At 73.8% G+C, this 10,990-nt stretch carries 12 protein-coding genes and 2 pseudogenes; 5 read left to right on the forward strand and 9 right to left on the reverse strand.

The genetic code is table 11. The features are described 5' to 3' along the window. Together IEZ12_RS37870 and IEZ12_RS06895 are read left to right on the forward strand one after the other, a co-directional pair. Positions 1 to 567 (forward strand): annotated as a pseudogene (locus IEZ12_RS37870) (hypothetical protein); the annotation flags it as partial. 30 nt (positions 568 to 597) lie between these two features. After that, the gene (locus tag IEZ12_RS06895) at positions 598 to 981 is read left to right on the forward strand and encodes a PPOX class F420-dependent oxidoreductase (protein WP_043913224.1); all 384 of its coding nucleotides are present in this window, start codon (positions 598 to 600) and stop codon (positions 979 to 981) included. A gap of 7 nt (positions 982 to 988) precedes the next feature. Here the strand turns inward: IEZ12_RS06895 and IEZ12_RS06900 are convergent, their stop codons facing one another. The 6 genes from IEZ12_RS06900 to IEZ12_RS06925 form a co-directional block, all read right to left on the reverse strand. Beyond that, positions 989 to 1,765 carry an SGNH/GDSL hydrolase family protein gene (locus IEZ12_RS06900; RefSeq protein ID WP_229847302.1) on the reverse strand — a complete coding sequence of 259 codons (777 nt, stop codon included), beginning with the start codon at positions 1,763 to 1,765 and terminating at the stop codon, positions 989 to 991. A 34-nt stretch (positions 1,766 to 1,799) separates the two neighbouring features. Beyond that, positions 1,800 to 3,056: a cytochrome P450 family protein gene (locus IEZ12_RS06905; protein WP_189271251.1), complete on the reverse strand. Its 1,257-nt coding sequence runs from the start codon at positions 3,054 to 3,056 to the stop codon at positions 1,800 to 1,802. Between the two features lie 139 nt (positions 3,057 to 3,195). After that, on the reverse strand, positions 3,196 to 3,996 hold the full coding sequence (locus IEZ12_RS06910) for a family 1 encapsulin nanocompartment shell protein (RefSeq protein ID WP_189271252.1): 801 nt from the start codon (positions 3,994 to 3,996) through the stop codon (positions 3,196 to 3,198). Then, positions 3,993 to 5,051: a Dyp-type peroxidase gene (locus tag IEZ12_RS06915; protein ID WP_189271253.1), complete on the reverse strand. Its 1,059-nt coding sequence runs from the start codon at positions 5,049 to 5,051 to the stop codon at positions 3,993 to 3,995. The genes IEZ12_RS06910 and IEZ12_RS06915 overlap by 4 nt, the downstream gene beginning before the upstream one ends. Before the next feature lie 139 nt (positions 5,052 to 5,190). Then, the gene (locus IEZ12_RS06920; protein WP_189271254.1) at positions 5,191 to 5,697 is read right to left on the reverse strand and encodes a hypothetical protein; all 507 of its coding nucleotides are present in this window, start codon (positions 5,695 to 5,697) and stop codon (positions 5,191 to 5,193) included. A gap of 30 nt (positions 5,698 to 5,727) precedes the next feature. Next, positions 5,728 to 6,219, reverse strand: a complete 492-nt coding sequence (locus IEZ12_RS06925; protein ID WP_189271255.1) for a hypothetical protein — start codon at positions 6,217 to 6,219, stop codon at positions 5,728 to 5,730. Positions 6,220 to 6,529: 310 nt separating this feature from the next. On the opposite strand from IEZ12_RS06925, the gene IEZ12_RS06930 reads away from it, so the two are divergent. Next, positions 6,530 to 7,912, forward strand: coding sequence for a DUF7927 domain-containing protein (locus tag IEZ12_RS06930; protein WP_229847303.1), 1,383 nt, complete (start codon positions 6,530 to 6,532; stop codon positions 7,910 to 7,912). Between the two features lie 68 nt (positions 7,913 to 7,980). Here IEZ12_RS06930 and IEZ12_RS06935 read toward each other — a convergent pair whose 3' ends face one another. Together IEZ12_RS06935 and IEZ12_RS06940 are read right to left on the reverse strand one after the other, a co-directional pair. Continuing rightward, complete coding sequence (locus tag IEZ12_RS06935; RefSeq protein ID WP_189271256.1) at positions 7,981 to 8,163, reverse strand: hypothetical protein; 183 nt, start codon at positions 8,161 to 8,163, stop codon at positions 7,981 to 7,983. Positions 8,164 to 8,246: 83 nt separating this feature from the next. Next, positions 8,247 to 8,606: pseudogene (locus IEZ12_RS06940) on the reverse strand (winged helix-turn-helix transcriptional regulator); the annotation flags it as partial. A 99-nt stretch (positions 8,607 to 8,705) separates the two neighbouring features. Between IEZ12_RS06940 and IEZ12_RS06945 the strand changes: the two are divergent. Both IEZ12_RS06945 and IEZ12_RS06950 read left to right on the forward strand, forming a co-directional pair. Then, positions 8,706 to 9,917 carry a pyridoxal phosphate-dependent aminotransferase gene (locus tag IEZ12_RS06945; protein WP_100586887.1) on the forward strand — a complete coding sequence of 404 codons (1,212 nt, stop codon included), beginning with the start codon at positions 8,706 to 8,708 and terminating at the stop codon, positions 9,915 to 9,917. Between the two features lie 284 nt (positions 9,918 to 10,201). Further along, positions 10,202 to 10,675, forward strand: coding sequence for a hypothetical protein (locus IEZ12_RS06950; protein ID WP_189271258.1), 474 nt, complete (start codon positions 10,202 to 10,204; stop codon positions 10,673 to 10,675). 7 nt (positions 10,676 to 10,682) lie between these two features. On the opposite strand, the gene IEZ12_RS06955 is transcribed toward IEZ12_RS06950, so the two are convergent. Further along, on the reverse strand, positions 10,683 to 10,990 hold a 308-nt coding region (locus IEZ12_RS06955), incomplete at its 5' end, for a YnfA family protein (RefSeq protein ID WP_189271259.1).

The following is a 10,990-nucleotide window of genomic DNA, read 5'->3' on the forward strand; positions in this document are numbered from 1 at the left end:
ACGGCCTTCCAGCTGGCCCGGATGTTCGGCTGGCCCGGCCGGGTCGAGCAGCACTACGGCTCGATGGAGTTCCTCGGCCCGTACGTCCACCGGGCGTCCCAGCTGTCGCTGCTGCTGACGGTCGCCGCGTTCGGCTGGCTGCTGCTGTGGCGGCTGCGCGCCCGCCGCTGGACGGCCGCCACCCCGTACGACGCGGCGCTCAGCGCGGTGCTGCTGTTCACCCTGACCAGCCGGGTGATCTCCCCGCAGTACCTGATCTGGCTGATCGGGCTGGCCGCGGTCTGCCTGTCCGTCCGGGGCACCTGCCAGCGGCCGGTGGCGCTGCTGCTGATCCCGGTGGTCGCGCTGACCTCCGTCGACTTCCCACTGTTCTTCGACGCGGCGGTGGCCGGCGGCTGGCGGCCCACCGCGGTGATCGTGGCCCGCAACGTGCTGCTGCTGGCCGCGGGCCTGTGGTCGGCGGGACGGCTGTGGCGGGCCACCGTCCCGTCCCGGGCCCGCCGCCGGCGCACCGCGCCCGCGCCCACCGGGCCCCGGACGGACACCGACCCGGTCGGCACTGTCTGACGGACCGTCGGCCGCCGTACACTCGCGGCCATGGCCGACACCCCGCTGGACCGGCTCGCCGCCGGGAAGTACCTGCTCATCACCAGCTACCGCAAGGACGGCAGCGGCGTGCCGACGCCGGTGTGGATGGTCCGCGACGGCGACAGCCTCGGCGTGTGGACCGTGGCCGACTCGTGGAAGGTCAAGCGGATCCGCCGGCGCCCGGACGTCCTGGTCGGGCCGTGCGACGTGCGCGGCAACCCGACCGGCGAGGCGGTGCCGGCCACCGCCGCGGTCGCCGACGCCGCCACCACCGAGCACTATCGGCGGCTGCTCGCCCGCAAGTACGGGCTGCTCTGGTGGGTCACCCTGCTCGGCAGCCGGCTGCGCCGCGGCAAGCACGGCACCGTCGGCCTCACCGTCCGGCTCGCCTGACGCTCCGTCACGCCTGGTACGGCAGCAGCTCGGGGCGCTTGGCGGGGCGCCCGTCGCCGGAGGAGCGGCCGCGCAGCCGCCGCCCGATCCACGGGCCGACGTGGGTGCGCAGCCAGCGGGCGTCCGCGCGCAGCTTCTCGCCCCGGGTGCGGGTGTCGGGCTCGGCCAGCGGCGCGCGCCAGTCCTCCTCGGACGGGCGGCCGAGCGCCTCCAGCACCGCCAGCGCGACCCGGCGGTGGCCCTCCGCCGACAGGTGCAGCCGGTCCTCCGCCCACAGCCGGCGGTCGTCGAAGGCCGGCGCGGAGAACAGGTCGACCAGCACCACCCGGCCCGGGTTCTCCCGCACCGTCCGCTCCACGAACGCCTTCATCCGCAGGATCGCCGGCAGCAGCCGCGCGCTGCCGGCCATCCGCCGGGTCGGGTCGGTCGAGGTGAACAGCACCACGGTGCGGCCGTCCGCGACCAGTGCCGCCGCGCACTCGCCGAGCCGCCGCTCCACCTCGGCCACGTCGCAGCCCGGCCGCAGCACGTCGTTCAGGCCGCCCGCGAGCGTCACCAGGTCGGCGTCGGTCGCCGCCGCCCGGTCCACCTGCTCGTCCCGGATCTGGCCGATCAGCTTGCCCCGCACCGCGAGATTCGCGTACCGGAACCCGTCCTGCTCCGCGGCCAGCGCGCCCGCGACCCGGTCCGCCCAGCCGCGGAACTGCCCGTCGGGCAGGACGTCGTCGCACATCCCCTCGGTGAACGAGTCGCCCACCGCCACCATCGCCCGGTACTGCCGCACACCGCCTCCTGGGGTCGTCCCTGCGGCCCCAACCCTACTCGCGGGTTCGGTCGCCGCCGGTGCGCGGCCGGGGCACCACCTCCACGCTCTCCGGGCCGTTGACGATCAGCGACGGGAGGCGGGCGGGCCGCCGCCCCGGCTCGGCCAGGGCCAGCTCGGGCAGCCGCTCGAACAGCGTGCTCAGCGCCACCTCGGCCTCCAGTCGGGCCAGCGGAGCGCCGACGCAGAAGTGCGGGCCGTGGCCGAACGCCAGGTGGCCCTTGTCCGCCCGGGTCGGGTCGAACTCGTCCGGCCGGTCCGGGTGCTCCTGCGGGTCCCGGCCCGCGGCGGCGAAACCGACCATGATCGGGTCGCCCTTCGCGATCACCACGCCCTCGCCGAGGTCGATGTCCTCCAGCGCGTACCGCAGCGGGACGTACATGATGGGGCCCTCGACCCGCAGCGTCTCCTCGATGACGTCCGTCCAGTCGATCCGGCCCGCCCGCAGCCCGGCCAGCTGCTCGGGGTGGGTGAGCACCAGCAGCGCCGCGCTGGCGATCAGGTTGACGGCCGTCTCGAAGCCGGCGGCGATCATCGTGAACAGCGTGCCGACCAGTTCGTGCTCAGCCAGTGGCTGTTCGCCCGGCCGATCGGAGAGCAGCAGGTCGGTGGTCAGGTCGGCACCCGGGTGGGCCCGCTTGTACGTCGCCAACTCGCCGAGGCGTTCGTAGAGTTCGTTCTGCACGGCGAGCGCGGCGTCCTCGGTCAGCGAGGAGTCCAGCGCCCGGTCGATCAGGTGGCCCAGCCTCTCGCGCATCTCCTCGGGCACGCCGAACAGGTCGCAGATCAGCGTCATCGTCAGCGGCCGCGCCAACGCCCCACGCAGGTCCGCGCGTTCACCCGGCGCGAGCGCTCCGAGCGCCGCCACCAGCCGGTCGGCCGTCGCCTGCACCTGGGGCCGCATCGGCTTCACCCGCCGCGGCAGGAACGACGGCGCGATCCGCCCCCGGGCCCTGCGGTGCTCGTCCCCGTACCGGTTCACCAGGCTGTCCTGGAACGCCACCGACCCCAGCACCCACCCGTCCGGCACCTCGCCGATTCCCGGCCAGTGCCGCCGAAAGTCCCGCGACACCCGCGGATCGGTGGTCAGCGCCTGGATCACCGCGTGCCTGGTCACCGACCAGGCCCGGACCTGCCCGGGCAACTCGACCAGCACCGCCGGCCCCTGCCCCCGCAACCCGGCGGCCTCCGCATGGATCGCCCCCGCGGTGGGGTCGAGAAACGGGCATCGCGGCTCGGAAGAATCGGACACGGCGTGCTCCCCTCAGCACCGGACGTCCCTGCGTGCCTCATATGGTGCGCCCCCCGCCGGAGACCCGGAAGCCTCCCTTCACCATTGGCCTGATTCCATCCCTCCCGGCGTCAACTCCCGTCCCCATCAACCCAGTTGGTCAGGATGAGGTGAGCGACACCGAGGCCTCGGGGGTGTGGAGCTGGAAGGTGAGGGACTCCTGGAGGTAGAGGTGGACGGTGGTGTCGTCGTGGGAGAGGTAGCCGATCGACAGGTCCTCGCCGAGGTGGAGTTCGAAGTCTCCGCCGCGGGCGGAGAGCAGGATGGCGCCCTCGACGGCGGGGGCCCAGATGATCTCGCCGTCGAGGAGGCGGGCGAGGTGGTTGTGGACGGGGTAGCCGTGGTCGGAGGTCTCGTTGACGGCGGTGTAGGTGTCGGCGCCGAGCAGCAGGGAGTAGGGGCCGCCGACGCCGGCCAGGCGCAGCGCGGTGAGGGCGCGGCTGACGGCGTTGGGGTAGTCGCGGACGTCGGTGGGCAGGGCGACGGGGTGGTTGCTGGAGCCGTCGCGGATGCCGGTGATGCCGGCGGCGGCGTAGCCGTCGAAGAGGGCGCGGTCCTCGGCGAGGGCGATGGTGCGGGCGGCGTCCTTGACCGGGTCCCAGTCGGAGTCCTTGGAGCCGCGTTCGACGTCGTCGACGGCGGCCCGGGTGACGGTGAACGGGACGCGCAGTTCGACCAGCGGCTGGCACTCCCGGGCGCGGGCCTGGACGCCGTTGGTGGGGGCGGCGATGTCGGCGAGGTGGCCGGTGCCGACCGCGGCGAGTTCCGGCCCGTCGGGGCCGAGCAGGTCGACCACCCGGCGGCCGGCCAGGTGCAGGGTGAAGGTGCGCCGGGCCTCCTCCTCGATTTCGGCCCAGGCGGCGGCGGAGACGGGCGCCAGCTCGCGGTGCAGGTTGTTCACGGTGAGGGACTCCTCTTCAGGCTGCCGATGCGGAGACTGCCGTCCCGGACCGCCGGGTTCGCGGACGGGGCCGGTGGCTGGGGTGCCGACGGGGCGTCGGCCTGCGCGCGGGCGGCCGCGGTGCCGGGCGCGGGCGGCGGGTCGCTCAGGAAGTCGGCGCTCGGGACGTGGAAGAGGGTCCCGGTGACGGGGGTGGAGAAGTCCAGCAGCCGGTCGTGGGCGGCCGGGCCGCGGCCGAGGAACATGTTGCGGAGCATCTCCTCGGTCACCCACGGGTCGCGGGCGTAGCCGATGAAGTAGGTGCCGCACTCGCCGCCCTCGGTGAACGAGCCGAACGGCATGTTCAGCCGCCGGATGTCGAGCCCTTCGCCGTCCGGCCCGGTGACGGTGTTCAGCGCGACGTGCGAGTCGACGGGCTTGACGGCGTCGTCCAGTTCGATGTTGTCGAGCTTGGTGCGCCCGATGATCAGTTCCTGGCGTTCGGTGCTGAGCGCGTTCCAACCGTCCATGTCGTGCAGGTACTTCTGCACGACGACGTAGGAGCCGCCGGCGAACGCCGGGTCCTCGTCGCCGATCAGCACGGCGTCGGCGGCGTCCCGGCCGACCGGGTTCTCGGTGCCGTCGACGAAGCCGATCAGGTCGCGGCAGTCGAAGTACCGGAAGCCGTGCGTCTCGTCGACGACGCTCACCGCGGCACCCAGCCGGCCGGTGACCCTGGTGGCCAACTCGAAGCACAGGTCCATGCGTTCGGCGCGGACGTGCAGCAGCAGGTCGCCGGGGGTGGCGGGAGCGAGGTGCCGGGGGCCGGCCAGTTCCTCGAACGGGTGCAGGCCGGCGGGGCGGGGCCCGGCGAACAGGCGGTCCCAGGCATCCGAGCCGATGCCGACCACCAGCGACAGCCCGTCGTGCGGGGCGCGGGTGCTCACCGAGCGGGCCAGCCCGCCCAGGTCGGGCAGCAGGTCACGAACGGCCTGTTCGCCGCCCTCCTCGACGGTGAGCACCAGGAACACGGCGGCCCCGGTCAGATTGGCGAGGACCGGTTGGGGCTGCGGCATGGCGGATGCTCCAGGGGGGACGTGCGGACGCCCGCCGACCATACCGGGCAAAAGGTTGGAGATTCTGCCATAGCGCCTGAATCGGGCGTGTCCCGGACCTGGACCGAGCCCGGACCGGCCCTGGAGCGACCCCCGCGCGTCAGCCGCTCGCGACCATCGCCGTGACGGCGAGTGCGGACAGGACCGCCAGGCCGCCGTACACGGCGAGGTGGAGGCGGCGGCTGCGGCCGGTGAACCGCAGCCAGTGCCGGCCCGGTTCGTCGGCCGCTTCGCCGCACAGCGCGCCGAAGACCGTGCCCGCCGGCAGCACACCGGGGAGGCAGCCGAGCGCCGGCCAACCGAGGCCCGGCCCGTCGTCCTCGGCGTAGGTGTCGCCGAGGACGGCCAGGACCACGGTGACCAGCAGGAGCAGGAGCAGTGCGACCAGCAGGGCGGGCCGCCGGTTCACCGGCCGGCGCTCCCAGATCGAGCTCATCGGACCGCCCACCGGAAGGATCGCCAGGCCCACGATCGACGACGGGAGCCCGCCGTCGCCGAACAGCGCAGAGCCCGCCCAGAACAGCAGGATCAGGACCAGCCCGATGCCCGTCCCGACGGCTGCGGCCGTGAACCCGGCCAGCGCGCGCGACCGATCGGTCTCCTGCACGATTCTCCCCCGTCCCCGCATCCCGTCCCGCTACTGGGCGTTGAGCACTGCTATCCCTGATTCCCCCGCCTCGAAGCGGTCGAACAGCCCGGCCGGCGCATCCACCGGCCCGACGTGGTCGATCAGCAGCACCGGCTGCTTCTCGCCGTCCTGCTCGGCCGGCACGAAGTCGGTGACCAGTTCGCGCCGCAGCAGCGCCACCCACTCGTCCTCGCCCTCGGTCGGGGCGTCGGCGAACGCGTCCAACAGCTCGGCCTGTTCGGCCAGTTCCTCGCCGAGCACCGCCCGTGGCGCGACCAGCGTGACGGCCAGCCGGTCGCCGGTTCGGGCGTAGCGGGCGGACAGGTCGAAGGGCAGCAGGTAGAACACGCCCTCCTCGCCCTCGTGGCCGCGGTTCAGCAGCTGACAGGCGATCCGCTCCCCGGGGTCGGCCGAGTCGGCGTCCACCGACAGCAGCACCCCGACCTCGTCCGGGCCGAACGGCGGTACGGCGGTGATCCACATGCGTGAGGAGTCGTCCATGGGGGCCAGCCAAGCACACGGCTCCGACGGCCCGCCGCGCGCTCCGGATCGGCCCGCCGTGCGCTCCTGGTCGGCCCGTCCCACCGGGATTTGACGAACAGTCAGTCCAGTTGTGAACGATGTGCAAGGATCGCCTCGGCACCGCGCCCACCCGGCCGATGGCCCGATCCGGCCGTCGGCGACGGAGTGCGGCGGGTCCCGTCGACAACTGCCGTTCAGCGGGCGGCTGCGTCTCCCGCAGCCCCGCTTCACCGCGCCGGACCGGGATCGCCCGTCCGGACGCGGCCCGACCCCCTCACGGAGGGCGTTCATGTCCCGTTCCACCCTCGCCGCGATACCGGCCCGCCGCACCGCGGCGCTGCTCGCCACGGCGACCACCACGTTCGGCCTGCTGACCCTGGCGAGCCCGGCGCACGCCGACTCCGTCGTGCAGCTGTCCGGCCCGGCCGGGCCGGTGCCGGCGAACACCGCCTACACCGTCACCATCGACGTCCCGAACACCGGCTCCGGCTCCAGGTCCACCGGCGTCAACGTCAAGCTGTCCGGCGCCGCCGCCACCGTGACGTCCGCCACCGCCTCCTCCCAGATGTGGTACTGCGACTTCTCGGCCGGCTCGACCGGCTCCTGCCGGAACCTCGCCAACCTGCCCGACCCCACCTCGATCACCCTCACCGTCCTGCCGACCGCGGGCGGAACCGTCACCACCGACGTCGACGCCCGCGACTTCGCCGACCGGCCGGTGGGCAGCGCCACCCTCGACACGCAGGTCGCGGCCCCGGCTCCCACGGTGGCCGGCCTCGAACCCGGCCACGGGCCGCTCGCGGGCGGCACCGCCGTCACCATCACCGGCGCCCACTTCACCGGGGCGACCGGGGTCTCCTTCGGCGCCACCCCGGCCACCGCCTTCAGCGTCGACAGCGACAGCCGGATCACCGCCACCGTGCCCGCCGGCGCCGCCCCCGGCCCCGTCGCGGTCGCGGTCACCACTCCCGGCGGCACCAGCGCCACCGGCCGGTACACCTACGACGCGCCCCCGGTCGGGACCTACACCCTCACGGAGAGCTCCGACCCGAAGTCCGGCTCGGTCGTGCACACGGGCGACAAGGTGACCTACACCGTGACCGTCGTCCAGCACGGCGACGGCGGCGTGCAGGAGGCCCGGGTCCGCGACGACCTGTCGGAGGTGCTGGACGACGCCGACTACAACGGCGACGTCCGGACCGACCTCGGCGCCGTCGAGGTGCAGGGCGGGCGGCTGCTCTGGACCGGCGACCTCCCGGTCGGCGGCAGCGCGACGATCACCTACTCGGTGACCGTCAACGGCAAGGGCGACCACCGGCTGTCCACCTCCGCCGAAGCGCCGGACGACCCGCGCGGCGACTGCGGGACCGGGACGGGCTGCGCGACCGACCTCACGGTCAAGGACGCCGTCACCCCGTCGCCCACGCCGACTCCGACGCCCACCGACGGCAGCCAGACGCCCGGGACCCCGAGCCCCGACCCGTCGACTCCGTCCGCCCCGGCGACCTCGCCCGCCCCGCAGACCCCGGCGGCCTCCGGGACCCCGCAGGCCTCGGGCGTCCTCGCCAGCACCGGCGCCGACGTGCTCACCACGGCGGCCACCGGCGGCGCCCTGCTGCTGCTCGGCGGTCTGACCGTCGCCCTCGGCCGGCGCCGGGGCCGCCACGGCTGATCCGGTCGCACCCGACGGGTGGGGCGGTCCCGGCAGCGGCCGGGGCCGCCCCACCTGTCGTACCGCCGCTACTGGGCCGGCCCGCCGCCCGTCCAGCTGTGGTTGGCGGACCGGTGGTGGCGGGCCGCCGCGGCGTCCCGGCCGACCTCGGCGCGGTGGGCCTCGGCGTGGTCGTGGGCGGGGCGCCGACTGCGGAAGGGGCGGGCGACCGCGCGGGCGGCGGAGACGGCGATTTCGATCAGCCGCAACATGGTGGACCCCCGTTCGCCCCCGGACGACCGGTTGCGCCCGGACCCTCTCAGCGTACCCAAACGGCCGTCTTCACCACTCAGTTGACGGCGTACCAGTGGCCGCGGAAGGCGTCGGTGGGGCGGGGTTCGCCGAGTTCCGGGGCGCCCCAGTGGGCGAGCGCCTCGATGACGGGGCGCAGCTCGGCGCCGCGGTCGGTGAGCTGGTAGACGGTGGCGTTGGCGGGGCGCTCCAGCCGTCGGCGCTCGATCAGCCCCTCGGCCTCCAGTTGCTTGAGGCGGGTGGCCAGGACGTCGGTGGAGACGCCCGGCAGGTCGGCGTGCAGGTCGGTGTAGCGGCGCGGTCCGCCGAGGAGTTCACGGACGATCAGGAGACTCCAGCGTTCTCCGACCGCGTCCAGGGCGCGGGCGACGGCGCAGTACTGGTCGTAGCTTCGGCGTGGCATGCCGTCAGCATAGCCAAGAGGTTGGACTTTCCAAGTCCTCACTTGGTAGAACGAAGCAAGCCGGCCGCAGGGGCTCGGTGACGGGTCGGGAGGCCGCTGATGGAGTTTCGCCAGTCCAGCAAGCTGAAGGACGTCTGCTACGAGATCCGCGGCCCGGTCGTCGACACCGCCAACGCCTTGGAGGAGGCTGGCCACAGCGTCCTGCGCCTGAACACCGGCAACCCGGCGCCGTTCGGCTTCGAGGCCCCCGAGGAGATCGTCCAGGACATCATCCGCAACCTCACCAACGCGCACGGCTACAGCGACTCCCGCGGCATCCTGCCGGCCCGCCGCGCCGTGGTGCAGTACTACCAGCAGCGCGGCGTTCCGAGCGTCACCGTGGACGACGTCTACCTCGGCAACGGCGTCTCCGAGCTGATCCAGATGAGCGTGCAGGCGCTGGTCGACAACGGCGACGAGGTGCTCGTCCCGATGCCGGACTACCCGCTGTGGACGGCGGTGGTGACCTTCGCCGGCGGCAAGGCGGTGCACTACCTGTGCGACGAGGAGTCCGACTGGTTCCCCGACCTGGACGACATCGCCGCCAAGATCACCGACCGCACCAAGGCGATCGTGGTGATCAACCCGAACAACCCGACCGGCGCGGTCTACCCGAAGGAACTCCTCGAAGGCCTGCTGGACCTGGCGCGCCGCCACAACCTGATGGTCTTCGCCGACGAGATCTACGACAAGATCCTCTACGACGGCGTCGAGCACCACTGCCTGGCCGCCCTCGCCGATGACGTCCTCACCCTCACCTTCAACGGCCTCTCCAAGTCCTACCGGGTGGCCGGGTTCCGCAGCGGCTGGCTGGTGGTCTCCGGCCCCAAGCAGCACGCCAAGGACTACCTGGAGGGCCTCACCATGCTGGCCGGCATGCGCCTGTGCCCCAACGTGCCCGCCCAGTACGCCGTCCAGGCCGCGCTCGGCGGCCGGCAGTCCATCGACGACCTCGTCCTGCCGAACGGCCGCCTCACCGAGCAGCGCGACGTCACCTGGCGCGCGCTGAACGAGATCCCCGGCGTCTCCTGCGTCAAGCCGCGCGGCGCGCTGTACGCCTTCGCCAGGCTCGACCCCGCCGTCCACCGGATCGTCGACGACGAGCGCTTCGTCCTCGACCTGCTGCTCCGCGAAAAGATCCACATCGTCCAGGGCACCGGCTTCAACTGGCCCCGCCCCGACCACTTCCGCTTCGTCACCCTCCCCCGGGCCGACGACCTGGAGACCGCCATCAACCGCATCGGCCGCTTCCTCGCCACCTACCGGCAGTAGCGGACCCCCGGCCGGCCACGGAGCAGGTCGGCGGCGCGGACGCCGGTGGGCCCGCCACGCGTCCGCGCCTTCACCCGCCGTCAACTCCGGGCGGGCCGACCGACCTTGAGCCGATCGTGGCGCTGCCCGCGGATCTCGGTCGGCGCGCCCGGACGGGCGTCGAGGGCGCGCTGCGACGCACCTCGATCACCGATCGATAACGAACCGGTCACTCGAACTCCACGGCTCGCACACACTCGGAAGGATGGCGTCCCGTCCACGCCGCCCCTGCGAGATGAGCCGTCTTGTCCTTCTCCCTCCGCCTGCGCCGGGCCTCCGCGGCCGGTGCGCTGCTGGCCGCCGCGCTGTTCGCCACCGCCTGTGATCCCACCGACGCCGCGCCGGCCACGACCGGCTCGCCCGCTGCCGTCAGCAGCAGCGCGCCGTCCCCCAGCGACTCCCCCACGCCACCGCCGAGCCCGAGTCCGAGCCCGACGCCGACGCCGAGCCCCACTCCCACGCCGACCGTCGAGCCGACCACGCAGGCTCCGACCACCAGGGCGCCGGAGCCGGCGCCGAAGGCCACCACCGCCAAGCCGCCGGCCGACCCCACCGACGCGCCGGAGCAGGCGGGCTGCCACCCGCTGTCGAACGCGGGGAACTGCTACAAGGCGGGCCAGTTCTGCCGGGCCTCGGACCACGGGGTGGCGGGCACGGACGCCTCGGGGCGGACCATCCGGTGCGAGGACAAGAACGGCTGGCGCTGGGTGGCGGGCTGACGGACGGTCAGCGTCGCGGGCCGTACATGATCACACCGACGCCGGCCAGGCAGATCAGCGCGCCCAGCACGTCCCAGCGGGTGGGGCGGAAGCCGTCCACGACGACGCCCCACAGCAGGGAGCCCGCCACGAAGACGCCGCCGTACGCGGCCAGCACCCGGCCGAAGTCGGCGTCCGGCTGGCGGGCGGCGGTGAAGCCGTACAGTCCGAGCGCGAGCACGCCGAGGCCGGCCAGCCACCACGGTCGGGACTCGCGGACGGACTGCCAGACCAGCCAGCAGCCGCCGATCTCCAACAGCGCGGCCAGCGCGAACA

It is taken from the genome of Kitasatospora griseola, from assembly GCF_014648555.1.
Lineage (GTDB): Bacteria > Actinomycetota > Actinomycetes > Streptomycetales > Streptomycetaceae > Kitasatospora > Kitasatospora griseola.

What these genes read in the sequence shown, in the direction of transcription:
- IEZ12_RS06895 (WP_043913224.1), top strand. Translation starts at nt 598, where the DNA reads ATGGCCGACACCCCGCTGGACCGGCTCGCCGCCGGGAAGTACCTGCTC.
- IEZ12_RS06915 (WP_189271253.1), bottom strand. Translation starts at nt 5,051, where the DNA reads ATGCCGCAGCCCCAACCGGTCCTCGCCAATCTGACCGGGGCCGCCGTG.
- IEZ12_RS06925 (WP_189271255.1), bottom strand. Translation starts at nt 6,219, where the DNA reads ATGGACGACTCCTCACGCATGTGGATCACCGCCGTACCGCCGTTCGGC.
- IEZ12_RS06930 (WP_229847303.1), top strand. Translation starts at nt 6,530, where the DNA reads ATGTCCCGTTCCACCCTCGCCGCGATACCGGCCCGCCGCACCGCGGCG.
- IEZ12_RS06935 (WP_189271256.1), bottom strand. Translation starts at nt 8,163, where the DNA reads ATGTTGCGGCTGATCGAAATCGCCGTCTCCGCCGCCCGCGCGGTCGCC.
- IEZ12_RS06945 (WP_100586887.1), top strand. Translation starts at nt 8,706, where the DNA reads ATGGAGTTTCGCCAGTCCAGCAAGCTGAAGGACGTCTGCTACGAGATC.